Source organism: Pseudovibrio sp. Tun.PSC04-5.I4, assembly GCF_900104145.1.
Classification (GTDB): Bacteria; Pseudomonadota; Alphaproteobacteria; order Rhizobiales; family Stappiaceae; genus Pseudovibrio.
The window spans coordinates 35,804-61,107 of sequence record NZ_FNLB01000001.1; the positions used below are offsets into that span (position 1 = coordinate 35,804).

Here is a 25,304-nt window from a genome sequence, read left to right on the forward strand (position 1 = left end):
AGTCCCAGGGCTAAGACGCACGTCCGCTTTGGTCACACAGCTACATGCTACGCCAGCAAAATGTTGTAAACGGGCCTGCATTTGGAGTGATGCTTTATTTTCATTTTAGGCAACTCAGGACGGAATATATTTCAATGGATGGCCCTATATTTCCATCCCACAGGAATGCCAACGTTGCGCAAAAAGTCATGGGCTTGGCAATCTGCATCCTAAACGTAAATTGAGTATTTCGACCAAACTTAGAGATTGCACGTGGCCTCAGTGGAAGGGTGCCACAAACACTTCGTGGGTGCTGTGAGAGGGAAGATGTGTGCTGCTGTTGGAGATGCAAATTGTAGAAACAGAAATGAGAATAATAGAGGATATCCTCTAATAATACCGTTAGTGATATTCAAAAAAAATCAACTTGAAGTAGATGTTTTAAATTAGGTTCATTTCGTGCATCCCGCATGTTTTCCGGCTTCAGGTGATCAAATTTTATGAATAAGCCTCAACTCTTCTTCACTAGAGCTTTAATCTTGGCATCAACGGCCCTCTCCCTCTCTCTACCTGCTCATGCAGGTGGAGAAGGTGGTCGGGCACTAATAGGCGAAGGTGGAGACGGTGGAGATGGTGCGGATGGCGTGGCGACAAGCGGAGTAATTTCCAGCAGCATATTTGGTGGAGGAGGTGGAGCTGGAGGCGGTCCGACTAGCCCTACAACACCAGGTGAAGCTGGAAGTGGTGGCAATGGTGGCTCCCTGGGAAATAACAGCACAGCTTCTGAAGGCGGTTCAGGATCAAGTGGGGTTCGATATGACGGTGAGAATGGCGGGGATGGAGCTGGGGGCATTGGTGGTTCAGCAGGGGCGACTGAAGATGGAGCCGATGGCTTAACAGCAGGAGCTGGCGGCGGCGGCGGTTACGGAAAGACTAGTGGGTTCCACGGCGGTGGTGGAGGTGGTAGTGACGCAGTTCGTATGATTGGTGACGTAATTGTTAACGTCGGGACCTCCGTGAGCGGGGGCAATGGCGGAGCTTCTGGAAGTGGTAGTGGCAAAGGCGGTTCAGGAATTGAAGCTAGGGTGGGTGGTCTTTTACTCACCAACCGTAGCTTCAATTCAAGGCGGAAATGGAGGATATGGTCGTTATGGCAGTGCAGCTGGCGGCATAGCCGTTGATCTTTCTGGAGGGGCCTACACCATTCATAATGAAGGCAGTATTATTGGGGGAAACAAGGCAAAAGGTATCGTTGGTTCAAATATTGAAATAACCAATAGCGGTACTATTCAAGGTGGCGAAATTTCTACTGGAAATTATGCTTCAGCAATAAAGTTTGGATCCGGAATAAATCGTCTTACAATTACATCGGAATCAAACATAATTGGCAGAGTTGAAGCAACAACGAGCACCAATGACGCATTCATATTGGGAGGAAACACAAGTGCTTTCTTTAATGTAAATGATATCGGAAATAGCTCACAATACCAGGGTTTTGAAACCTATCAAAAGAATGGTTCCTCAACTTGGACATTGACAGGTACTGGTGTTCAGAACTGGGATGTCGCACAAGGCCGCCTCAAGGGCAATACGGTTAGCATTCAAGGCGATGTTGATATTGCAGCGACCGCAGAACTTGAGCTTGATCAATCAAATGATGGAGCTTTTGCCGGAGATATCTCTGGCGCAGGACAGTTGATTAAATCCGGCACGAGTACAATCACGCTCACTGGTACCAACAGCTATACTGGCGGCACGACAATCAACGCAGGTCTGCTTTCTATCTCCGATATGGCGCAGTTGGGAACTGGAGAAATCCTGCTCAATGGCGGTACATTCCAAACAACAGGCAATAGCGATCTAACAACAGATAAATTTGATCTGGATGCCGCTGGCGGCGAACTTGATGTCTCCAGTAAGAGCTTTACGCTGACCGGAGATGTGAGCACGACAAGTAATCTGCAGAAAACAGGTACTGGCGCCCTTGTCCTTGACGCGACTTCTAACACAATCAGCGGCGGCACATCCGTTCAAAATGGATCACTTATTGTTGGCAGCACTTCCGGCATGAGCGCTGTACAGCTCATCAGTGACGTCACGGTTGAGAATTCTGCTGTGCTGGGTGGTCATGGAACGATCATTGGCGATGTGACTAACAATAATGGCCGCATCGCGCCAGGTAACTCTATAGGCACCACAACAATCACCGGGAGCTACTCGGGTGTTGGTAGTTTGGAGATTGAAGTTGAGGGTGATACCAAACTTGCCGACAAACTCGTTGTTAATGGCACAGTTGATGTGAGTGGAACTGCTCTTGATCTGGTCCTGACACCTGCAGGCAAAGCTGATTGGAGTGTCGACCCGACAGGCCCTTTTATTATTGTTGAGAATGATGGAACCGATGCAATCACTGGAACGTTTGCTTCAGTTTCCGACAATCTACTCTTTATCGACACCACGCTTGACTATGCCGCAGGCACGAATAACAATGATATCGAACTCACGCTCACACGAAATGACGTCGAGTTTGCTAGTTCTGCAAGAACTGTAAACCAGAAAGCATCTGGGTCAGCGGTGCAAAACCTTGGCTCCGGTAATGCTGTCTATAATGCGCTTATCGCAACTGTGAGTGATGAAGCTGCGGCTCAAGCTGCATTTGATAGTCTTTCTGGCGAGATCAATGCTTCCGCTCGCAGCATTCTTATTGAAAATAGCCGCTTCGTTCGCAACGCTGTCAACGATCGTTTGTATGCATCAGCCACCAGAAATTCAGAAACCAGCGGAGCTCAGACAACTCAGCTTGGCTCTTTAACTTTATGGAACACGACCTTTGGGAGCTGGGGTAAAGCAGATAGCGACGGGAACGCTGCCTCTGTTGAGCATTCAACCGGGGGTGTTTTGTTTGGTGCAGATGGTGACGTATTCGGAAATGTTCGTGTGGGCCTGACCGGCGGGTATAGCCGAACCAAAGTCAGTGCAGGCGACAGAAACTCCTCTGCAACCAGCGATAACTACACGCTTGGTGGATATGCGGGCACTCAGTTCAACGCTTTCTCTCTTCGTGCAGGCACTGCTCTGACATGGCATCAAATTGAGACAGAGCGCTCTGTTACTGTTTCTGCCGGATCGTTTACCGATGAACTTGAAGCCGATCAAAATGCAGCTCAATTGCAAGCATTTGGTGAGTTGGGTTATGGATTTAATTTTGGGCCAACATCCATCGAGCCGTTTGCGGGCTTAGCCCATGTTCATCTTATGAGCCAGGGTTTTACTGAAGACGGCGGAGCATCAGCTCTTTCAGCCAAGGAACAAAGTGCTGCCGTGACCTTCTCCACACTTGGAGTGCGTGCTACATCGCAGTTTACTCTGGGCGGGATGGGGCTAACAGCACGAGGTCTTGCGGGCTGGCAGCATGCTTCTAACGACGCAATCAACTTTACCCAAAGTTTTGCTGGCACCGGGGACACGTTTACAGTTGTTGGCACTCCAATTGCAAAAGACATTGGCATCCTTGAAGCTGGTTTAGATCTTGCCATTAACGAGCGCGCTCAATTTGGGCTTTCCTATACAGGCCAACTTGCAAGGGAAAGTACAAAACATGGCCTAACTGCAAGATTGAATTTGCAGTTTTGATTGAGCAGACATGTGCGAATGGCAGGCATGGTCACAGAGCGACATACCGGGAATATCTATGTAAATAGGGCTACAAGCGGTCGGTCGCTCATTTCAACCACTGTTAGACTGTTTTTCTCAGATAAAAGTTCTCACGACGCAACAAAGACGCTTTGCTCTTCTTCACTCAGTTCGGCCCAAAAGCCGTCTGTTGCTAGAATAAGTGAGGTGTTATCGACTTGGATTGTTTTAGTGCCCCTGTCCGCTGTCCTAAGACAGAGGACACCAGAGCGTATATGAAGGCAATTATCTACGTTTCATCTGAAAAGCCTGACCGGCCGCCGATGGTTGTGTCGCAAAGTTTAGTCGGAGTCCAACTCTGATCGTTTCGTTTACAATCGACGCGCTCTGAATTGGCGGTTTGAGGTTTGGTGAGTTGATCACGATACCCTCAACCGCTGGTTATCAAGCGATTGACTAGGCCAATGATGGGCTTCAAGGCCTTTCATTCAGCCGCCGCTACACTCGATGGGATCTAGTCTTTTGATCGATACAGGCAAAACTGCGTCTCGAATATAGTCGATCTTTCATAGTTCCGGCTCCACTTTCTTGGCAGGGGGTGGAGCTGTGCTGCCTCTTTCGACCAGGCGGCAACCTAATTCTACACGGCGTGCGCTCCGTTCGCCATCTGGCAGAGTGAGAGCTTCTTCAAGCAGGTTGAGTGCGACATGCCCGATCTCCTCCATAGGGACATGCATTGTGGTGAGGGGAGGATTGGAGAGTTCTCCGAATAATGCATTGTCAAAGCCTGTTACAGATACGTCCTTGGGAACGTTGTAGCCCGTATTTTGAAGTGCATTGATGGCGCCAAGTGCAACATTGTCTGCTGAGCAGAAGAACGCAGTATAGGGGGCGATACCATCATGCTCCCTCAACCACTTTCCCATATTGTCTTCAACCACGTCCTGCTGGTAATCACCAACGTCAATCACCATCTCGGGATGAGTTTCAAGGCCAGCCAGCCGAAGAGCGTCAAGGTACCCCTCTGTTCTTTGACGGCCAACACGGCGACGACCCCAAGTCAAATGACCAATATTGCGATGTCCCAGTTTAAGGAGGTGGTCCACGGCCAGTTTTGCGCCGTATCGGTTGCTCGGGGTCACTGTATCAACCCGCATGGATGGATCTTGACCGCTAAGAATGACTGAGGAACAGGGCAGTTTAGCCAAGACATCTATGAGTTCTTGCTTGTCATCTTGCATGACAGCAATGCCCTGAGGTCGGTGTTTCATAACCGCGCGGCTGACATTGGCGGGGTCGATCTGCTCATCCTCTTCAATATGAGGGATGAGACGGATACCGCGACTTTGGCATTCCTTCCGAAATGCGTTGAGCATGGTCCAAGCGACGAAGTTTCTGTCGGATTTTGGAAAGGCTTTTTTTGTTCCTACCAAAAGTACAGTCGAGAGAAGAGAAATAGAGGCTTTACGTCGTCTCTTCGCAAGATATCCGGTTTCACGAGCAACGCTTAATACACGTTCCTGCACTTGGCTGCTTATGGGAGCCGATGCATTTAAGACATGTGAAACCGTGCTGATTGACACGTTCGCGAGTTCTGCAATTTGCTTGATACCGGTTGCCACGAAACTTCCATTCTTCAAGGTTTCTATAAGTAAGTAGTGAATGAAAATATTTTCATATGCAACGCTTACGTATGGGAGGAAACAGAGATTATGAAGTGGTTTGTTGATGAAATTTACTTATGTATTTCAAAAATAGTACCAAACATTCTTATAGATATTAGTCAGCATACTTCGCTAATAAATTGATTCAACTGAGCAAATAACTGATTTCACAAGGATGGGATGATTTTGAAATTATTAGGTGTGTTTGCGAGTTATTTGTGGAAGTTATAATGATGAAAATATTTTCATAATACCACCTTGTTGTCGTGGACTTCTCCTGTAACCTCCGCCGGGCAAGTGATTGTCATAATTGGTCTTATTGAGATTGAACATGGCCACTATGCTTATTTTGGAAGGCTCTGTCGTCGTCGGGGAGGAACTGATTGCGCGGGGCTGGGGGGAGAATTTGATGAAGAGCGTAACTCTTACGTCGATTGTTGCTTTGACGCTGCCACTGTTGGCTGCCAACAGTTGGGCTTATAGCGAAGCACCTATGTTAAAAAAACTGGTTGAAGCTGGGCAGCTTCCGTCCGTTGATGAGCGTCTGCCAAAAAATCCACGCGTCATTCCTGTTTATGACAGCATTGGTACATACGGCGGCGTTATGAAGCGTGCATTCAAAGGTCCAAGTGATCGTTGGGGGCCGACAAAGCTCATGGAAGAGCGTGTCGTTGAAACCTACATGGATGCGGACAAGAACCTATCATTAGTACCTGGCTGGATTAGTGAGTATTCTGTCAGTGATGACTCTCGAGAGTTTACCTTTAAAATTCGCGAGGGTCTGCGCTGGTCTGACGGCGCTTTGGTCACTACTCGTGATGTGCGTTTTTGGTATGAAGACGTGTTCCTCAATAAAGAGCTGATGCCAAACGTTAAGGCGCTTTACACCTCTGATGGTGTGCCAATGAAACTGTCTTTTCCCGATGAACTTACCTTTACTGTTTCCTTTGAAAAACCTTACCCGCTGTTTTTAACCGTGCTGGCCAAAGAGAGCACTGGCCGTCCTGGTTTGGATCGGCCCGGTTTCATTGAGCCATTCCATTATTTGAAAGAATATCATCCTGCTTATGCAGATCCAGCCAAGCTGGAAGCTGCGGTTGCTAAGTATGGCGCCAAAAAGTGGACTGATCTATGGGATTCAAAAGGCCAAATTCAAGCTTGGTGGTTCAACCCGGATATGCCGGTTTTGACTGCGTGGCGTGTGAAAACACCACCGCCATCAAGCACAGTGGTGATGGAACGTAACCCTTACTATTACGGCGTGGACGCAGAAGGAAATCAGCTTCCTTACATCGATCAGATCGAACATCGTCTCTTCCAGGATGCTCAAGCCATAAATTTCATGGCAATTCAGGGTGAGATTGACCTACAGAACCGCCACATCAATGTCGCTGACTTTACACTGCTAAAAGAAAACGAGGCCAAGGGTGATTATACCATTGAGAAATGGGTCAAGGCGCTCACATGGTCGATTATTCCAAACCTCAACTCAGCGGATGAAGTTAAACAAGCGCTGTTTGAAGATATCCGCTTCCGCGAAGCGCTAAACGTATCTGTTGACCGTGAAACCATCAATGAATTGGCTTTCTCCGGCCTTGGGGAAGCCCGGCAGGCAAGTCCAATTTCCGGTTCTCCGTTCTATGATGAAGAAGCAGAATCCAAATGGACGAATTTTGATCCTGATCGTGCGGAAGTGCTTTTGGACGAACTGGGTCTGACTGAGCGTGACGGAGATGGTTATCGTCTGATGGCGGATGGACGCCGACTGAGCTTCGTGCTTGAAACGCGCTGGGATATTCAAGGCGAGCTTCTAGAAGTGGTCCGCACCTACTGGCAGGATGTAGGTATTGAAGTGTTGGTGCGTATCATTGACCGTACCCTTTATCAGCAACATGTTGATACAGCTGACTTTGACATGGTTCTGGATACATTTGATCGTTCTTCCGTGATTACAGCTGATCCACTGCGTTTCCTTGGTCGTTATGGCTTTGCGCAAAGTTATTATACTTGGTGGACGACAGGTGGTGAGACTGGCGTGGAGCCGCCGAAGGAACACCCAATCCGTAAGGTTTGGCAAGCGTGGGAATCTGCGCAAACTGCCAGCAACCTTGAGGAAGCCAATGCATATGCTCAGGAAATGGTGACATTACACAAGCAGTACGGCTGGCATGTGGGGTTGGTTGGTGAAACGCCTGCGATATACGTTCGCAAAAATAACCTGAAAAACTTCCCTGTGGGGCTCGTCCATGACGACGCATTACGCGGCGTTGGCCTCGCATATCCGCAGCAGCTCTACTTCTCCCAAGATTAATCTGCTCTGCGGTTGAGCTGGTGGTGAACTTCCCAAATTGCCACCAGCTCAATTTCACAATGCTTCCATGCAAGTACAAGAAAACGGAAAAAGGGACATGGCAGGTTATATTGTGCGTCGCCTCTTGTGGTCGATCCCCACATTGTTCGTTATCACAGTGGTTACATTTGTTATTATTCAGCTGCCACCAGGTGACTATGTTACCGCATATATCGCGGAACTGGTGGAAACTGGTGAAGTTATCGATGTCGAAACAGCAGCTCAGCTTCGTCACGAATTCGGCCTTGATCGTCCTATGTACGAGCAGTTCTTTACCTGGATAGGTGGAATTTTGCTCCATGGTGACTTTGGACTATCTCTAGATTGGAAACTACCGGTTTCCGACCTCATCTGGGGCCGTCTAGGGCTTACCTTGATGATCTCCATTCTTTCTTTGTTGATGACTTGGGTGATTGCTATACCGATCGGTGTTTACTCAGCAACTCGGCAGTATTCATTCCTCGATCACCTCTTCACTGTTCTTGGTTTCCTTGGCCGCGGTATTCCCGACTTCCTGCTTGCGCTGGTGTTGATGTGGATGGGATTCTTATACTTCAATCTCCACGTTGGAGGCTTGTTCTCGCCCGAGTTTGAAAATGCAGCATGGTCTTTCGCGAAGTTCACCGACCTTCTCTCTCATCTTTGGGTCCCTGTTCTTGTGCTCTCGACAGGCGGTGCTGCGGGCCTGTTACGCATCATGCGTGCAAACATGCTGGAAGAACTTGGCAAGCCCTATGTTGAAACTGCTTATGCGCAAGGTTTGAGCGAGCGGCAGGTTGTTTGGCGGTACCCGGTGCGCGTAGCTCTGAACCCGTTCATCTCTACGGTGGGGTGGGCTCTGCCTGCGCTTATTTCAGGCGATGTTATCACTGCAGTTGTTTTGAACTTGCCGACCACCGGGCCTTTGCTTCTTCGTTCGTTGCAAAATCAGGACATGTACCTGGCTGGCGGTTTCATTCTCATTCTTAGCGTCTTCACCATCATCGGCACGTTGCTTTCAGACATTCTGCTGGTGCTGACCGATCCACGCATTCGTCATTCGTGAGGGACTATGTCAGAGCAAACATTATCCGGTTCTGCCGTAGAACCTGAAGTAAAAGTAACAGAGAACTCAACCTACACAGCAAAGCCGCTGACTTTGATGTGGTGGCGTTTCAAAAAGCACAAATTAGCGGTGTGGTCTCTGGGCATTATTATCGTGCTCTACCTTATCGCCGCATTCGCAGGGTTCTTGGCACCTTATGATCCATTCCGGCATAACCGTCTGCATCCTTTTGTTCCGCCGCAATCTATCCATCTCTTTAGTGAGGATGGCAGTTTTGAAGGCCCGTTTGTCTATGGGTTGAAACGCCATCGTGACCCTGTAACCGCCCGCTTATCCTTTGAAGAAGACACTCAGAAAATCAATCGTATTCAGCTCTTCGTGACGGGCGATAAGTACAATTTCTGGGGCTTTATTCCCACGACTAGGCACTTGTATGGTGTTGAGGGACGTCGGAACAGGATTTACATTCTTGGAACAGATAAGCTGGGTCGAGATCTGTTTTCTCGCCTTACTTACGGTGCCCGGGTGACACTTTCCGTTGGTTTGATCGGTGTTTTCTTTAGCTTTATCATAGGTATTACGCTTGGCAGCCTTGCTGGACTGATTGGCGGGACAATTGATACAATTATTCAGCGCATGGCCGAGCTGGTGCGATCTATTCCAACTATTCCCTTATGGCTGGGGCTAGCCGCGGCGTTGCCCGTGAATTGGGATCCGATCATCGTCTATCTGCTCATAACGGTCATTCTGGCACTGATTGGTTGGACAAACCTTGCTCGTGTGGTTCGTGGTCACTTTATGACCATCCGCAATCAGGATTTTGTTCTTGCTGCACGGCTTTCTGGGGCAACCAAAACACGCATTGTCACCCGGCATATGCTGCCTTCTATGACGTCCTATGTGATTGCCGCGATCTCCCTTGCCATTCCTGAGATGATCCTTGGTGAAACAGCTTTGAGTTTCCTTGGGTTGGGCTTGCGTCCACCTGTGGTCAGTTGGGGTGTACTTTTGCAGGATGCGCAGAACTTGCGTTCGATTGCATTGGCCCCGTGGCTCCTCCTTCCCGGAATCGCGATTGTCGTGACTATCCTTGCTTTTAACTTCCTCGGCGATGGCTTGCGTGATGCTGCCGACCCCTATCAGAAATAAGGAGAACGGATCATGCAGGATGAAACCATTCTCGAAATCAAAGACCTCAATGTCTGCTTTGATATGCGTGAGGGGACTGTTAACGCCGTGAATGGTGTCAGTTTCTCCGTCAAACCAGGGGAGGTTCTTGGCATCGTCGGAGAGAGCGGCAGCGGAAAATCTCTCAGTGCGCGGTCCATAATGAACCTGTTGCCGCGGAATGCGAAGGTGACAAGTGGATCAGTCAAATTCCGTGGGAGTGATGGAGAGGTTGTTGATATTCTCGCTGAAAAGCGGGAAAGCCGCAAAATGCGTGAGTTACGCGGTGGCCAGATCGGCATGATTTTTCAAGAGCCGATGACAGCGTTGAGCCCAGTGCATTCCATTGGCAAGCAGATCATGACGACGCTAAGCCTGCACACAGACCTTTCAAAAAAAGCACAAGTGGAGCGGGCGCAGGATCTTTTGGCAATGGTGCAGATGCCCAAGCCAGCGGAAATGATGAGGAAGTATCCGCATCAGTTATCTGGTGGGATGCGCCAGCGTGCCATGATTGCGATGGCACTTTCCTGTAATCCGAGCCTGTTGTTGGCGGATGAGCCGACCACTGCGCTGGATGTGACCACTGAAGCGCAGATTCTGGATCTCATCATGTCTTTGCAAGATGAGCTGAATATGGCCGTGATTTTCATCACCCATAACTTTGGCGTGGTTGCAGAAATCGCGGATCGTGTTTCGGTTATGTATCTGGGAAATGCAGTTGAGACGGCATCTGTCGATGACATTTTTTATAATCCTAAACATCCATATACCCGGGCATTGCTGCAATCTATTCCTCGATTAGATGGCCAGAAGCATCGGCGTTTGCAGACTATTGAGGGCATGGTTCCTGATCCTTTCAATCTGCCCAATGGATGTGTTTTCCATACACGCTGTGCGGAAAAACTAACTGGCAAATGCACCAGTGAAATTCCAGCTTTAACGCAATTCGAAAATGATCAGATGGCACGTTGTCATCTCCATCAGGCTTAAGAGCGGCACTCCTATGACGAATATTAATATACCTGACGATGCACTGATCAGCGTTGAGAATCTTCAGATGCACTTTCCGCTCAAGAAGGGATTTCTGGGTCGGAACAATGGAACCGTTAAAGCTGTCGATGATGTTTCCTTTTACATCCGTAAGGGAGAAACGTTCGGGATCGTAGGTGAAAGTGGCTCTGGCAAATCTACCACTGCTCGAGCACTTTTACGGGCCTATGAGCCAACAGGTGGCACGATCCGGTTTAAAGACCCTGATGGTGTTTGGCATGATCTCACCAATAAATCTGAATCAGAAATGCGCGTGCTACGGCGTTATATGCAGATGATCTTTCAGGATCCATATGCTTCATTGAACCCACGCATGACACTGTTTCAACTGGTGAGCGAACCACTTGTCAACATTGGCGTCACCAATCGAAGTGAGTTGGAGGATCGGGTTGGATACCTTCTGGCTAAGGTTGGTTTGCGTCCGGAGAATATGGTGCGATATCCGCATGCATTCAGTGGCGGACAACGTCAGCGCATTGGTATTGCACGTGCATTAGCACTCAATCCAACCTTTATTGCTGCTGATGAAGCTGTATCGGCGCTTGATGTGTCCATCGCGGCTCAAACCATCAATCTCCTACAGGACCTGCAGGAGCAGATGGGGCTGACTTACCTCTTCATCACCCATGATTTGAGTATGGTTGAGCACATCAGCGATCGCATAGGTGTGATGTATGCAGGGCGTTTGGTCGAGGTCGCGGATACCGCCAGTTTCTTTGATCGTCCTTTACATCCTTACTCTGAGGCTCTTTTGTCGGCTATCCCGATCCCTGATCCGAAGCGAGCACGCGCCAAAAAACGTGGGCTGGTGAAAGGGGAAGTCGCGGATCCTGCCAATCTGCCGATTGGTTGTGCGTATGCGAGCCGCTGCCTGCATGCCACCGAGCACTGCCAGATGTCCAATCCAGAACTCACTGAAACAGCAGAGGGGCGGTTTGTACGCTGCCACCATTCTGCCGACCTAACGTTACAAGGGGCAAACTATGAACAATAATAATGGAAGCCTCAGCGCCTTGAGACAGGGCCTTCAAGAAACTGAAGATCTTGTGCTTGCGCGAAAATTTGCGCCTGTTCTTCGGCTGGACCGATCCGAACCTTGGCGACCGACTGCTATTGGATACACTGTGTCTGATAGAGTTAGTAAGTCCGCAAGTAGCAAGTTTGAGATTACGCCCCGCGTTGGCCGTGTAATCGAATATGCGATCTTTTGGGATTACGACATTCAGCACTTGTATGACCTTGAGCATGTCTGGGTTCATCTGGATATGCAGGATCAGGTTGTTGCTGTTGAAGCATCACAACATGGCAAGCGGATTGAGATGCTGGTGAATGGTGATCTGCCTCTTGAAAACGGGCGTGTCACCCTGTGGGCGGAACCCGGCAAACATGCTCACTTCGCTTCGCGCGATGCAATGAAAGAACGTGAGGCGCACACCCGTTATGAATGCTCGTTGGGGGCGGGGCTTTATGGTGTTCATATGGGGAATCCATTCTCTCATGAGTTTGGTGAAATTACGCCATACGAACACCGCCTCGCTCGCTTGCAAGCGCAGCGGTTGTCTCTGGAACCTTCCTTCGGCGAGACCATTCGTTGGGATTGTGCTGAGGGGGATTTGGCTTCTTGGCCTACGGTGCAAACCTGGATCCCGCAGCGCGTCAAATATCTTATCGCCGATTTGCGGGTGAACCTTCCTCATCTGAAAGCAATCTTTTTGGATTGCGGTGACACGCTTATTGATGAGGGAACTGAGATTAAAAAGGAAGGCAGCGATGTTGCTCATGGGGCGGAGTAGCTTCCCTATGCGCGGGACGCGTTAAACATGCTGTTTGATCGCGGATATCGCCTTGCATTGGTTGCAGATGGGCCAAGGGCGACGTTCGAGAATATCCTCCAGCAGCATGAGCTCTGGGACCATTTTGAAACACACACCATTTCAGGCGATGTAGGTGTGTTAAAGCCCGACTACAAAATGTTTGAGACAGCTATGTCTTCCCTAGGCCTAGTCTCAGCAGACGCACCAAATATCGTCATGGTTGGCAACAATCTCGAACGCGATATCAAAGGCGCAAATGGGGCTGGTCACAAAAGCATCTTCCATAAATGGACGGAGCGCCGCAACGTGGTGCCGGTTGATGCGAGCGAAGAACCAACCCGGACTATTCGATCACTTCATGAGCTTGTTTCCAGCATCGAGCAGATTGAACTGTCGCTCTCCTGAAGACCTTAGAAAACACCCCATTTACAAGGAGTGGTTTTGTGCCAAAGACACAATTCCCATGGCAGATCAAAAAGGGCGAGCCGCTGAGCTACTGGGAGGTTTCTGGTCTTTCAGAGGCGCCTTTTGCCGGAGAAGCAGGTACGCTGCCTGACAAAGTAAATTACACCTACATCAACGGGTTTACAGATGTTGGTGATCTTCCATGTCGTATAGCGTTCTGGAATGAGATGAAGGGAAGAGAACTTGCTTTTCCTGAGAGTGCGCAGTTTTGTGAAACACGTATCCAGCCCTCTCTGTCCACCCTAGATTTTAGCGGTTTCTGGCATTGTCCAACACATTTACAACGGGTGTTGCGATGTACAGTCCATGCGCCTGTTGCCGGATTATATGCTTTCCGCGTTCGGACTGCCGGTGGCGTGCGCGTTTGGAGGAATGGTGAATTTGGGTTTGCATTTGAACCTCTAACTCGAAATGCGCCTAAAGAAGCCGTCAAACTGTTGGAGCTGGTTTGCGGCGCGAATGAACTTGTTGTGCATCTGGAAGATATCGCCGAGCGGGACACCGTTTATTCCCTCGAACTTATCTATGAGGGGATTGAAGGCTGTGAGGCAGACCTTCAAATTGGGTTGAGTAAAGCTTATGATGCAGCGGCTCTTAAAGCTGCAGAAGCTTTCGTTTCCAGTGTTCAGACGGATAAGCTCTATTATAGCGAAGGAAATATTGAGCTTCAGTTTGAAGGGGCATTGCCAGCAGAAGCGGACCTAGAGGTGCAGACGCTTCCGCTTCTCAAACCCTCTCTGGAAGGAAGCCATAATTCTTACACTTTGGCCAAGGGCGATAATAAGCTTGTTGGACCAAGTGTTGAGGATCTGGCACCTGCGACCAATCTGTTGCGCGTAACATTGCAGCATCAAGGACTTAGGGTGACACGAGAACTTGGTGTTGTGTGCCTTAAAGATCTGCAAAAAGGACATGGTTTAACACTGGAAGATCGCCGGCTTGAATTGCTTAACTCAAGCGCAGAATTCGGGGAAAGCCACCTTTCTCATGCTTTGGCGAAGCTTCATTGTGGTGTGCAGTTGGAAAGTGCTGAACGTATTCTCATAGATGCTCTCAGAATAATTTCCCGCCGCGAAGATTGTGCTGACTTTGCTTTCCTGCCGCTGTTGTGGATCTGGAAAGAGCATGCATGGACCAAGCTGCCTGATTTGGTTTGGCGCCGCGTTCAATCAACGGTGTTGGGCTTTCGGTATTGGTTTGATGAACCGGGAAATGACGCCATGTGGTTCTGGAGTGAGAACCACACATTGTGTTTCCATGCGTCTCAATATCTGGCCGGGGCTATGTTTCCTGACGAGCTCTTCATTTGCTCCGGTCGCAAGGGGCAGGCGCAAAAGCGACTTGGTTATGAACGATTGCTGAAATGGTTTGATACGGTTGAGAAGGATGGATTGGCCGAGTGGAACTCCATTCCCTATTACCCAATTGATCTTATTGGCCTTACCAGTTTGTATCACCTTGCTCCTGATGCCGATATTCGGACCCGCTCAAAATCCCTTTTGGATTCAATCTTCCAAATGATGGCGTTACATACCCAGCCCGGTATGCCAGCTGGGAGCATGGGACGGTGTTATGACAAAGACATTTTCGCCGGTCCCTCAAGTGAACTCGCCACACTTTGCCACTTTGCGTGGGGGGATGGTTGGGTTTCCTCAGGTAATTTTGCTTCAACTCTGATTGCACTGAGTGATTATGCCCCGCCCGAAGAGACGAATGCATATGCAAAGGTTTCTGAAGGTCTGGCAATAGAGGCGGGCTACACGCAGGGACATGAGCATGCCGGCAAGCTGAAGCTTTTCAAAACTGCAGACGCACAGCTCTCTACGGTTGTGGATCACAAAACAGGATCTCACGGACATCAGCAACATGTGCAGGATGTGATGCTCTCGGGCAATCCGTATGCGCGTTTCTGGATCAATCACCCTGGTGAAACGCAAGTATGGGGAAATGGACGCCCATCCTATTGGTCAGGCAATGGAACTTTGCCGCGGGCTGAGCAGGTAGGCGCAACTGGTTTGCTCATTTTTAATTGCGATCTGCCGGAATCCGATTTCACGCACCTTTATGCACCTCTGCACGTATGTGATGAGCACGAATTGACCTCCCGATGGCTGTTTGCCCGCGTTGGACAAGGGTTTGTCGCATTTTATGCAGCTAATGGGCTGACATCTTTAAACAGCGGATGCTTTGCGGGTGTTGAATTTCGCAGCAAGGGTCGTCGCAACATGTGGCTCACGGTTGTTGGCACACAGCAGAGCGAGCGCTTTGACTGCTTCAAGAAGCGATTACTTTCCAGCTTTATTGACTGGGATGCAGAGCAGCTTTCTGTATCTGCCACGGTCAATGCGCAGAAGGACGTGTTCTTAAACTGGTCCGGGGAGTTTGTTGTTAGAGGGGAGACCTGCTCATTTGAGGATCTCAATCCAACTCCGCGTGTAAGCTTCCACAAAATTGGACTTGCTACAGAAATTCAGGGTGCCGAAAATGTTTGATAGAACCAAACTTGAAAAGGCTCTTGCTGGGACGGCGGACGGATTTCGGAGTTTAAAAGGCATCAATGATGCTCCGTCCCAACTCCATGAAGACGGTTCTATTCATTTCGATGAATGGGATTGGGAAGTCGGAGTGGGGCTCTACGGCTTCTATAAGCATGCTTGCATAGTTGGCGATGAACGCATGAAACGCAATTTGACCAGTTGGTATGCCGCACAGATCGCCCGCGGGTTGCCTCCGCGCCAGATTAACTCCACGGCCCCCATGTTGTGTATGGCGCTTCTTGCTCGTGAAACGAACAACGAGGCATGGAAGCAAATTGTTTTTGAGTGGGCAGAGTGGCTGGTCAACGACATGCCGAAGACTGTCGATGGTGGTTTCCAACATCTGGTAAAAGAACGGGAAAATGAAGGGCAGCTCTGGGATGACACGCTCTTTATGGCTGCACTGTTCATAGGGGTTGCCGGAGACTGGCTAGATAAGCCGGAGTGGGTTGAAGAAGCTTACTACCAATTTCTCGTTCATGGCCGCTATCTGTCTGATCCCGTGACCGGACTTTGGTACCATGGCTGGACCTTCCTTGGCCATCATAACTACGCTGAGGCATTCTGGGCGCGGGGCACTGCGTGGATCACGATTGCGGTTCCCGAACTGTTTGAGTTGGTTGGGGAGCGGTACGGCCCGGCAACTCGACAGATCAAAGCATTGTATCGGCGTCAGGTAGAGGCTTTGCTGCCGCTTCAATTGGCCAATGGTATGTGGCCAACGTTGCTGGACCAGCCAGACTCTCCTCCTGAGACGTCTGCAACTGCTGGGTTTGCTTATGGTCTGTTACGCGGCGTACGAACCGGGTTGCTTGCCAGCACTTATCGAAGACCTGCAATGCTGGCTGCTAAGGCTGTGCTGACTCGAATTGATGCTGCAGGGATTGTTCAGGAAGTGTCGGACGGAACCGCTATGGGACATGACTTCGAGTTTTACCGCAACATTCCCAATACACCCACTCCATACGGGCAGGCGCTGGCAAGCCTTCTCCTAATTGAACTGCTTGCAGCTGAGGAATTTTTGCAAGATGTCGCTTAATATTCACCATGTCACTGTTTCGAACGGTGCAAAGGACATAACACGTAACGTCCAGCAAGCGATTGACGAAGTTCATGCTGCTGGCGGCGGTCAGGTTGTGTTGCCAAGAGGGCAATGGGTTTCTAAAGCTCTGAAGCTCAAATCCTATGTCGATTTACACTTACCCAACGGATGTGAACTGTCTTGTTCCACCAATTATGATGAATTGGTGGAAGGGCAAGTATCCGTCATTGCGGAAGATTCTGATCGTGCCTTCATCACCGCACGAGATCAGCAGGGTATTTCGATTTCAGGCAGCGGTGCAATCCTTGGGCATAGCTCTAAGTGGTGCAGCCGGGAGGGGCTTTTTGAGGGCACTTTGTGGCCGAAGATGCTGCGCCCGCGTATTGTTGTTTTCGAAAACTGCAAGGATGTCAGCCTGACGGGTATTTCCATTCTGGAAGCGCCCATGTGGACTATTCATCTGATTGCGTGTCATCAGGTGAAAGCGGAAGGTCTGCGGATCCTGAATGATATGCGTATGCCAAATACGGATGGCATCAACTTTGACAGTTGCACAGACGCATCTGTTCTTAACTGCATAATTCGCGCTGCAGATGATGCTATTTGTGTGAAGACTTGCCGGAAGGAAGACGAGCGTCTGAATGGCCCTGCTGAACGGATCATCGTCAGCAATAGCAACCTGTCTTCGCGTTCTTGTGCGTTGAAAATTGGAACCGAGACCTATCAGGATGTTCGGGATGTGTTGTTCACCACTTGCACCATCACTGAATCGAACAGGGCGTTCGGCATTTTCTCCCGTGATGGCGGCAATATAGAACGTATCCGCTTCTCCAATTGCACTGTTCAGTGTGAGCAGACCCCTGATGGCTTTTGGGGTAGTGGCGAAGCGATCACAATCAACACACTGCCGCGGATTGCTGGAGACGTGCCGGGATACGTTCGCGATGTTTCTGTCGATGGCATTACTGGACGGGCTCAAGGCGCGATCAATATTGTGGGGCACGAAACCCAACAGATTGAAAATGTCTCATTGAGCAACATTCAGCTATCACTGGAGCAAGGCAAACATTCCGGGGCCTATTATTTGGATCTGCGACCCAGCCCTCATGACGTGAACGTTCTTGATAATCCTGATGAGGGACGACGCAACGCTTGGGTCAAGAACGAAGCTGGAGAAATCCTTGGCCTTGAGCACTACCCAAACGGGTTGCCAGCGGTGTGGCTTGATCACGCGCAGAATATTCGCTGTACAGATGTAGTCGTACATCGACCTGATCCGCTTCCTCGTGGTTGGTCGGATGAGCCTGTGGAACTTGGCCGCGTTTCCAATATTTCCTTTGGCAAGCCTGAGACCATCAATAACAGTATTCAGGTGTGAGAGATTAAGATGCAGAAACAGTTCGATTTAAGCGGAAAAACAGCTCTGGTCACTGGATGTAATACCGGTTTGGGGCAGGCAATGGCAGTTGCTTTGGCTCAAGCGGGTTGTGATGTCGTTGGCGTCAATCGTTCGGAACCAACTGAGACTACAAAACACGTAGCAGCAACGGGCCGTACTTTCTTCGATGTACGCGCAGACCTGAGTGATAAAACCGCTATTCCCAAGGCTTTTGAAGAGGCTTTGGCGGCAACAGGGCATCTGGATATTCTGGTCAACAATGCGGGTATCATTCGGCGTGAAGATGCCGTTGAATTTTCCGAGGAAGACTGGGATGCGGTGATGAATCTCAATATCCGCTCTCTCTTCTTCCTGTCACAGCTGGTTGCTAAGCAGTTCATCAAGCAGGGGTGGGGCGGTAAAATCATCAATATTGCATCAATGTTGTCGTATCAGGGCGGTGTTCGCGTGCCGTCTTATACGGCCTCCAAAAGCGCAGTTCTGGGGCTCACCAAAGCGCTGGCCAATGAGTGGGCAAAGCACAATATCAACGTCAACGCCATTGCTCCAGGGTATATGGAAACCAATAATACGCAGGCATTGCGCGCTGATGTCGATCGAAACAAAGCCATATTGGAACGAATTCCGGCGGAGCGCTGGGGCACTCCTGAGGATATCGCCGGGCCCTGTGTTTTTCTTGCCTCTGAGGCTTCTGCTTACGTCCATGGTTTCACTCTTGCAGTAGATGGCGGGTGGCTCGCCCGCTAACGGCAAACACATTACAAAACAATCAAATAACGCGCAGTTGGAAAATTGAGCGCTGGGATCAGTGCGCTTAACTCAAGAAATTTAGGAGATTATTATGGAAGTAAGACAGGCAATTCATAGCGATCAAGCCAAGACATTGGATACTGAAGGCCTTCGCCGAGAATTTCTGATCGAAAGCATTTTTGCAGCTGATGAAATTACTATGACCTACAGCCATATTGACCGGATTATTGTTGGTGGTGTCATGCCTGTTGAGCATGAAGTTGTCTTAAGCACAGACTACGGTAAGCAGCTAGGGGTTTCCACCTTTTTGGAACGTCGCGAAATTGGCTTCATTAACGTTGGCGGACCGGCAGTGATCACTGTAGATGGAGTAGCTTTTGATATTGCGCAGGAAGAAGCGCTCTACATTGGCATGGGAGCAAAAGACGTCGCCTTTAAGAGCGTAGACAAACAGAGCCCAGCAAAGCTTTACTACAACTGCGCTCCAGCTCACAAAACCTATCCAAACAAAAAGGTAACCCTTGCAGAAGCTTCTCCGGTCACTCTTGGGGATGCAGAAAACTGCAATGAGCGTACGATCAATAAATACTTCGTGCCGGATGTTTTGCCAACCTGCCAGCTGCTGATGGGTATGACTAAACTGCACAAAGGTTCTATCTGGAACACCATGCCTGCGCATACGCATGATCGCCGTATGGAAGTGTATTTCTACTTCAACATGAAAGACGAGGCATCAGTGTTGCATTTGATGGGTGAACCTCAGGAGACCCGTCATTTGTTTGTTCATAACGAACAGGCAGTGATCTCTCCAAGCTGGTCCATTCACAGCGGCGTTGGCACGCAATCCTACACCTTCATCTGGGGGATGACCGGCGAAAATCAAGAATTCACCGATATGGATCACATCGCCGTTCCAGATCTGAAATAACGATCCAAAACGTCTCTGGACATTCTTCTCGGAGGCGTTTTCTAGCTTGTAACACTTTCTGTATGAAGACCCAATTTGTCTTCATTAAGCGGTGGGTTCAACAGGAGAACCCAAAAAACTAGGGGCAATCAGGAGGCGAGTTTGTCGATTGCCGGATCTTGCGCTTTAGATTTCATCCCGGGATACCGTTGTTCAAACTTCTGCCTGAGTGTTCCATCCAGTGCCCGAGTGCGGGTTTGGAGTATGAGGTGAGCACCTGACTTCGACCAGCGCATCTGCTGTTTTTTGCCAAAGCGCTTGCCGACGACCGCAGATCCTCCCCTCCCCTGAAAGTGCTTCTATTGCTGGAAAAAAATCCGACGACTGGGAAGGCTTGGCATTGAAACACGCTCGTCAGAACTCAGGAGGTTATTCATGGATCGCGGGTAAAAAGCCACCAGCACGGCGCATCCGCAAGGCAATGCATGAGGATGACGATAATCGCGACAACTACAGAGTATCCGGATATTGGCGCCAATTACTCTTTTCAACCCATAACCACTTCTAGTATATCGCAAAATCACTGTGTTTGTGTTCTTCCGTTGTGCAAGAAAAATGATGAATCCAAAATCGGTTTCACGAGCAACGCATTCATAGAACGATGAATGCGTTGCTCGTGGGTCACTCAGCTAACTGTAACGGTCTAATGCAGGGCAATGATTAAGTGCCTGAAGTCCTGAAAACCAATTTCCAATACTGAACTCAGTTTATATGAAGTTGAAAACTCATCTTTGAGGGCCGCTTAGTTTGGCTCGGTTTTTTATGACTAAGTCAGAAAGAAAGTCTGCCACGGCTCTGGTGCGCCGAGATTGGGCTAAGTCAGATTGGACGACGAGATAGATCGGTTGGTCGACGCCAACATCAGAATCCAAACAAACTAAGCCTGCATCCGTAGCAAGGAAATGCGGTAGTACAGCTAGGCCAAGCCCGGCTTTTGTTGCTGCTAATTGAGTAGCCAACGACGATGTTAGAACAGCAGGTTGGCGGCCTCTTAAGACCCGTTCAATCCATTGCGCAGCAGGAAGATGCGACTGCGCTTCACACCAAGCAATGAAAACATCATTCTCATAGCTTCCAAGCTCTGCTAGTTCTTTGTGTTTGAGGGTGTATTCTAAACTTGCATAGAGGCCATAACCAAGTGTTCCCAGCCGTTTAAGAGAGACATTACCACGTTCCGGCTTGATCATTCTTATGGCCAAATCGGCATCACGGCGGTGCAAATTGACCGTATTTATATCGGTAATAATTTCAATCACCAAGTCTGGGTATCTGGCATGGAATTCAGGTAAGGAAGGCAAAATCAAACTTGTTGCAAGATTCTCAGCTGTAGCAAGGCGTACTTTTCCAAAAACCCCAGCTTGTGCATTTGCGCCTGAGACCAAAGCCAATGCGGCAACTTCCATCACTTCAGCCTTTTCCAGAAGCTCTTTGCCATCTTCTGTTAGCTGATAGCCAGATTGGTGCCTCACAAACAAAGGTATTTTTAAAGTGGCTTCGAGGCGATCTATCTTCCTCGACAAAGTGGCAACTCCGATAGTCAAGAATTGAGCTGCAGCGCTGAGCGTACCCGTTCTAGCGACAGCCAAAAATGCCTTGGTATCATCCCACACGAGATCGTTCGAACTGGACTTTCCATTTATGGAAATTAGTTTGCCATTAATATCTATATTTTCCATCATCGAAAAATGACAAATCTCGAATGATAAGGCAAGGAGTCTTTTCATGGAAAAAGGAAAATTGGGAACTCAGCTTGAAGTTTCCGCACTCGGTCTTGGGTGTATGGGCATGAGTGAATTCTACGGTCCTAGGGATGACAGCACATCCTTGCAAGTTTTGGCGCGTGCAGCTGATCTGGGAATAGATTTTTTCGATACAGCTGACATGTATGGCCCTCATCACAACGAAGAGCTGATCGGCCACTTTCTAAAAACAACGAAATCATCAATAAAAATTGCAACAAAGTTTGGCATTGTTCGTAAACCGGGAGAATACAACCGGTCTATTAATAACAAACCAGAGTATGCACGAAATGCATGCGAGGCATCTCTGCGACGTTTGGGAGTTGATTATATTGATCTTTACTATGTCCACCGGATCAATCCTGAACAACCAATCGAGGAAACCATAGGCGAGCTTTCCCGGTTAGTTGAAGACGGCAAAATCGGAAATATCGGCCTTTGTGAAGTCAACGCGAAAACGCTGCGCCGCGCTCATTCTGTCTATCCGATAACCGCAGTGCAAACAGAATATTCTTTGTGGTCTCGCCATGTGGAAGAGGAAATTCTGCCAGTTTGTCGCGAGTTGAATATTGGTTTTGTACCTTATTCCCCCTTGGGGAGAGGGTTTTTAACTGGCCGCTTTAACTCAAAACAGGAATATGAAAATAGCGATTTCCGGTCCCATCTTCCTCGTTTTGCAGAGGCAGCAGTGCCAGTTAATCGTCGCATTTCAGAGGTCATTACTAAATTTGCAACCAAAAAGAATTGCACACCCGCCCAGCTCTCTCTTGCATGGCTACTTGCAAAGGGAAACGACATCGTTCCGATTCCGGGAACAAAAAGGTTGACTTATCTGGAAGAAAACACCGCTGCCACCAACATCAACTTGCCCCTTGAGGATGTTAAAGCGTTGGAGTCTGAAATCGAATGCCTTCCCGTTATAGGCGAGCGTTACACTCCAGAAGGGATGAAAGGCGTGAATGTATGAACAGGCAACCATCATCCTATTTTTTGGGCGGCGCTCTCTCGTTCTGTTAAATCCAAACTGTAAGCGGACTTGATGTCTGCACAAAACCGTGTGGGCTTTTTATTAGCCTTGTTGCAGAAAGAAAGTTCAGCTTACAGCTCGGCCTTACCCGCTCAACTCAGGTCGCATTGACGCGTTCGAACGTCGGCCGTTCAAGGTCTGTCATCCGATTGAGGACAGAGACATTGATTTTGGCCTCCGTCTTCTGGTTCGCAAACTTACGGGACTTCAAACTTGTCCCGATGATTTGTTTATAGCGCGCCATCAAGGTCTCGCCTCTTGAACGCCGCCCATACTCTTTCTGCTTCTGCCACCCTATTCTACCATGTTTCTCAATGAGAAGAATTTCTCGGTCACGGGCCGTAGGAGCGGTCGCAGCCTCTGGGCTGGGGATTGCTGTTTTGGGCGGCGGTATGATGACCTCAACGCCGTCAAAACGGTCAGCTATTTCCTGGCGTGTCGGAGTGCCATCATAAGCTCCATCACCGAGAACCGTGCCAACCGATCCCTCTATCTGGTCCAGAAAATCCGGCACAACAGTTGGATCGCCAACGGTATCTTCCGTCAGTTCAGAACAGATAATTTTGCCGGTATCCAGGTCCAAACCAAGGTGAAGTTTGCGCTGTTTTCTGCGTTTCTTCTTGGTTCCGTGTTTGTTTTCCTGCCACTCACCAGCCCCAAACATCTTTATACCCGTGCTATCGATCACAAGAGTTGTCGGGCCAGTATCCTTTTCAGATTTGACTTTGGAAGGGTACAACCCACCAGCTCTACGTGACAGGGTGCTATAGTCAGGAACAGCCAAATCAAGCCCCATCAAAGCGAACATTGACTGAACAAATCATTGTGTCTGCCGCAAAGCTAAACCAAACACGGATTTGACACTCAAACAGGTTTCAATGGCAAGATCTAAATACTTGGCGGGTCTCCCGCTACGGTTGCTCACTGGTGCGAGCCAGGCACGGCAACGCTGTCTTTAACCCAGACTGTGATGTCTCCACGCCGACGCAGGCTTTCATTACACCCCGACCAGTTCGTCACCTTATATTCGATTTTCGCGACCTTGTGACGACGGTCGGCATTGTGTTCAAACGGCATAAAGGAAGTCTTCAAGTAAGCGTCCGGCGAACCCGATTTATTTAACTTGAGCCGCTTCAGTTACGCTGGTTTACCAACGTAACACCAAGGCATGAGGTCGTTGATGCGGTTGATCTTGTGGTCGGCAATTTGAGCCAGCACCCAGGTGAGCCACGCTTGTGGGTCGACGTTATTGAGCTTGGCAGTTTGTATGAGTGTGTTGGCGATTGCAGCAGCCTCTCCCCCGCCTTGTGATCCCATGAAGAGATAATTTTTTCTTCCCAATGCTATCGGCTTCATCGCGCGCTCGGCTGCGTTGTTGTCCAGCTCCAGATGGCCATTATCAAGATAGGACCGTGCTTTTGGCAGGCGGGTGAGTGCATAACGGATTGCTCCTGCCAGTGGGGACTTGCCGGATATTCTGGAAAGCTGAGTATGCAGCCAGTTCTCCATATCGTCGAAGACAGGTTTGGCGCATGTCTGCCGGAGGTTCACTCGCTCCGGGGGCGGCTTCCCGCGGAACTGCTTCTCGATTTCATAAAGTTTTGCGATCCTCTGAATGGCCTCACCGGCAATGCTTGACCCTTAAGAGGCGTGGACATCAACGAATTTGCGCCGAATGTGTGCCATACAAGCTATTTCGCTGGCCTAGTCTTCTCCAAACAGTCCTTTAAAGCCAGCATAACCATCGGCGTAGATCCAGCCTTTGTAGCCCTTCAAGTGACCTCGCGGATGCTCGCCTTCGCGATCAACGGTGAGCTGGCACCAGCCAGAGGCGGCGTTTTTCCTGCCCAAGGTCGCTCATCTCTCACATAAGCCCAGATGCGAGCGGTTTTGGTCTTCTTATTGCCCGGAGCCTGAAGTTTGACTGGCGTGTCATCGGCAAAACCCGCGTTTGCCTGCCGCACCATTCGGCCAATGGCATCAACCAGTGGCTCAAGCAAAGCCGTGGAGCGGCCAACCCAGTCGCTCAAGGTGGAGCGGCCCAGATCAATGCCTTCCCGGTCATAAATCTAGGACTGGCGGTACAGCGGTAAGTGATCACAGAACTTCCCTACCAGAACATGAGCCAGCAGACCTGATCCAGGACGCCCGCGCTCAATTGGCCGGGAGGGAAGCGGGGCTTGAACAACCTTCTCACAGCATGAGCACGACAAGCGCGGGCGAATGATCCGGTTCACCACAAACCGTCCCGGCATATACTCAAGTTCCTCGGCGACATCCTCCCCAAGCTGTTTCAGTGCACCGTCAACGCAGCGTCAATTGTCGCCTGGAACAAGCACTGTATCAGTGCGCTCCAGATGTGCTGGTAACGGTTTGCGGCTGTGCTGGCGCTTCTCACTTTTGTCTCCTGAGCACGCTGGATTGCACTGGTCCTCAGCAGCCTCAGCAATGGCTTTGTCCTCAGCAAGATTAAGGTTGAACTGATCGAGGGCTTCTGATGTGGAGCCAAACCGATGCCGATTGGCCCATGCAGCTGGTGCTAGAGTTGCTCAACCTTCAAACTCAAAGCCTTCACTTCTTCCGCTAGAAGCTTGTTCACGGCTTTCAGTTCAACCGGATTGTCCGGGGTGATATTCAGGTCCTTGAACATGACCATTTTATACAAGAATTCCC

General features: G+C 49.5%; 18 protein-coding genes and 7 pseudogenes. 16 read left to right on the plus strand and 9 right to left on the minus strand.

Translation table 11 applies throughout. The annotated features are described in order from the left end of the window. Positions 1 to 479 precede the first annotated feature (479 nt). From BLS62_RS31915 to BLS62_RS30365, 3 genes and pseudogenes are all read left to right on the plus strand, one after another. The gene (locus tag BLS62_RS31915; RefSeq protein ID WP_244283430.1) at positions 480 to 1,160 is read left to right on the plus strand and encodes a hypothetical protein; all 681 of its coding nucleotides are present in this window, start codon (positions 480 to 482) and stop codon (positions 1,158 to 1,160) included. After that, a complete protein-coding gene (locus BLS62_RS00185) occupies positions 1,069 to 3,612 on the plus strand; it encodes an autotransporter outer membrane beta-barrel domain-containing protein (RefSeq protein ID WP_244283459.1) in 2,544 nt (847 codons plus the stop codon). Before BLS62_RS31915 ends, BLS62_RS00185 begins: the two co-directional genes overlap by 92 nt. 443 nt (positions 3,613 to 4,055) lie before the next feature. Then, positions 4,056 to 4,127 (plus strand): annotated as a pseudogene (locus BLS62_RS30365) (IS6 family transposase); the annotation flags it as partial. A gap of 51 nt (positions 4,128 to 4,178) precedes the next feature. On the opposite strand, the gene BLS62_RS00190 reads toward BLS62_RS30365, so the two are convergent. After that, positions 4,179 to 5,234 (minus strand): LacI family DNA-binding transcriptional regulator, encoded by a 1,056-nt coding sequence (locus BLS62_RS00190; RefSeq protein ID WP_208990611.1) that lies wholly within the window; start codon positions 5,232 to 5,234, stop codon positions 4,179 to 4,181. A 373-nt stretch (positions 5,235 to 5,607) separates the two neighbouring features. On the opposite strand from BLS62_RS00190, the gene BLS62_RS00195 reads away from it, so the two are divergent. The 12 genes and pseudogenes from BLS62_RS00195 to kduI all read left to right on the plus strand — a co-directional run bounded on the left by BLS62_RS00195 (position 5,608) and on the right by kduI (position 19,826). Further along, a complete protein-coding gene (locus BLS62_RS00195) occupies positions 5,608 to 7,587 on the plus strand; it encodes an ABC transporter substrate-binding protein (RefSeq protein ID WP_244283433.1) in 1,980 nt (659 codons plus the stop codon). Positions 7,588 to 7,684: 97 nt separating this feature from the next. Next, positions 7,685 to 8,671 (plus strand): ABC transporter permease, encoded by a 987-nt coding sequence (locus BLS62_RS00200; protein WP_093174897.1) that lies wholly within the window; start codon positions 7,685 to 7,687, stop codon positions 8,669 to 8,671. A gap of 6 nt (positions 8,672 to 8,677) precedes the next feature. Then, positions 8,678 to 9,820, plus strand: a complete 1,143-nt coding sequence (locus tag BLS62_RS00205) for an ABC transporter permease (protein WP_093174901.1) — start codon at positions 8,678 to 8,680, stop codon at positions 9,818 to 9,820. A gap of 12 nt (positions 9,821 to 9,832) precedes the next feature. Continuing rightward, a complete protein-coding gene (locus tag BLS62_RS00210) occupies positions 9,833 to 10,831 on the plus strand; it encodes an ABC transporter ATP-binding protein (protein ID WP_093174906.1) in 999 nt (332 codons plus the stop codon). 13 nt (positions 10,832 to 10,844) lie between these two features. Beyond that, the gene (locus tag BLS62_RS00215; RefSeq protein WP_093174911.1) at positions 10,845 to 11,885 is read left to right on the plus strand and encodes an ABC transporter ATP-binding protein; all 1,041 of its coding nucleotides are present in this window, start codon (positions 10,845 to 10,847) and stop codon (positions 11,883 to 11,885) included. Next, complete coding sequence (locus tag BLS62_RS00220) at positions 11,875 to 12,684, plus strand: hypothetical protein (protein WP_208990612.1); 810 nt, start codon at positions 11,875 to 11,877, stop codon at positions 12,682 to 12,684. The genes BLS62_RS00215 and BLS62_RS00220 overlap by 11 nt, the downstream gene beginning before the upstream one ends. 15 nt (positions 12,685 to 12,699) lie before the next feature. Then, positions 12,700 to 13,110: pseudogene (locus BLS62_RS31500) on the plus strand (HAD family hydrolase); the annotation flags it as partial. 38 nt (positions 13,111 to 13,148) lie between these two features. Then, on the plus strand, positions 13,149 to 15,662 hold the full coding sequence (locus BLS62_RS00225) for a hypothetical protein (protein WP_093174916.1): 2,514 nt from the start codon (positions 13,149 to 13,151) through the stop codon (positions 15,660 to 15,662). After that, entirely contained in the window at positions 15,655 to 16,746 is a 1,092-nt protein-coding gene (locus BLS62_RS00230) for a beta-galactosidase BglB (RefSeq protein ID WP_093174921.1), read from the plus strand. Before BLS62_RS00225 ends, BLS62_RS00230 begins: the two co-directional genes overlap by 8 nt. After that, positions 16,736 to 18,127 carry a glycoside hydrolase family 28 protein gene (locus tag BLS62_RS00235; protein WP_093174926.1) on the plus strand — a complete coding sequence of 464 codons (1,392 nt, stop codon included), beginning with the start codon at positions 16,736 to 16,738 and terminating at the stop codon, positions 18,125 to 18,127. Before BLS62_RS00230 ends, BLS62_RS00235 begins: the two co-directional genes overlap by 11 nt. 9 nt (positions 18,128 to 18,136) lie before the next feature. Beyond that, positions 18,137 to 18,895, plus strand: coding sequence for a 2-dehydro-3-deoxy-D-gluconate 5-dehydrogenase KduD (gene kduD, locus BLS62_RS00240; RefSeq protein ID WP_093174932.1), 759 nt, complete (start codon positions 18,137 to 18,139; stop codon positions 18,893 to 18,895). 94 nt (positions 18,896 to 18,989) lie between these two features. After that, positions 18,990 to 19,826 (plus strand): 5-dehydro-4-deoxy-D-glucuronate isomerase, encoded by an 837-nt coding sequence (gene kduI, locus BLS62_RS00245; protein ID WP_093174936.1) that lies wholly within the window; start codon positions 18,990 to 18,992, stop codon positions 19,824 to 19,826. Between the two features lie 128 nt (positions 19,827 to 19,954). Here the strand turns inward: kduI and BLS62_RS00250 are convergent. Both BLS62_RS00250 and BLS62_RS00255 read right to left on the minus strand, forming a co-directional pair. Next, positions 19,955 to 20,140: pseudogene (locus BLS62_RS00250) on the minus strand (ISKra4 family transposase); the annotation flags it as partial. A gap of 450 nt (positions 20,141 to 20,590) precedes the next feature. Continuing rightward, positions 20,591 to 21,544, minus strand: coding sequence for a LysR family transcriptional regulator (locus BLS62_RS00255; protein ID WP_244283434.1), 954 nt, complete (start codon positions 21,542 to 21,544; stop codon positions 20,591 to 20,593). A 43-nt stretch (positions 21,545 to 21,587) separates the two neighbouring features. On the opposite strand from BLS62_RS00255, the gene BLS62_RS00260 reads away from it, so the two are divergent. Continuing rightward, positions 21,588 to 22,571 (plus strand): aldo/keto reductase, encoded by a 984-nt coding sequence (locus BLS62_RS00260; RefSeq protein WP_093174942.1) that lies wholly within the window; start codon positions 21,588 to 21,590, stop codon positions 22,569 to 22,571. A gap of 157 nt (positions 22,572 to 22,728) precedes the next feature. Here BLS62_RS00260 and BLS62_RS00265 read toward each other — a convergent pair. From BLS62_RS00265 to BLS62_RS32475, 6 genes and pseudogenes are all read right to left on the minus strand, one after another. Further along, a pseudogene (locus BLS62_RS00265) lies at positions 22,729 to 23,708 on the minus strand (IS5 family transposase). A gap of 60 nt (positions 23,709 to 23,768) precedes the next feature. Continuing rightward, the gene (locus BLS62_RS31920; RefSeq protein WP_348271857.1) at positions 23,769 to 23,987 is read right to left on the minus strand and encodes a transposase domain-containing protein; all 219 of its coding nucleotides are present in this window, start codon (positions 23,985 to 23,987) and stop codon (positions 23,769 to 23,771) included. Next, positions 23,985 to 24,482, minus strand: a pseudogene (locus tag BLS62_RS32465) (IS66 family transposase); the annotation flags it as partial. The pseudogene BLS62_RS32465 and the gene BLS62_RS31920, both read right to left, overlap by 3 nt. Continuing rightward, a pseudogene (locus BLS62_RS32720) lies at positions 24,404 to 24,886 on the minus strand (transposase). The pseudogenes BLS62_RS32720 and BLS62_RS32465, both read right to left, overlap by 79 nt. 60 nt (positions 24,887 to 24,946) lie before the next feature. Beyond that, a pseudogene (locus BLS62_RS31520) lies at positions 24,947 to 25,102 on the minus strand (hypothetical protein); the annotation flags it as partial. A 68-nt stretch (positions 25,103 to 25,170) separates the two neighbouring features. Next, positions 25,171 to 25,296 (minus strand): hypothetical protein, encoded by a 126-nt coding sequence (locus tag BLS62_RS32475; protein ID WP_280141808.1) that lies wholly within the window; start codon positions 25,294 to 25,296, stop codon positions 25,171 to 25,173. Between the last annotated feature and the right edge of the window lie 8 nt (positions 25,297 to 25,304).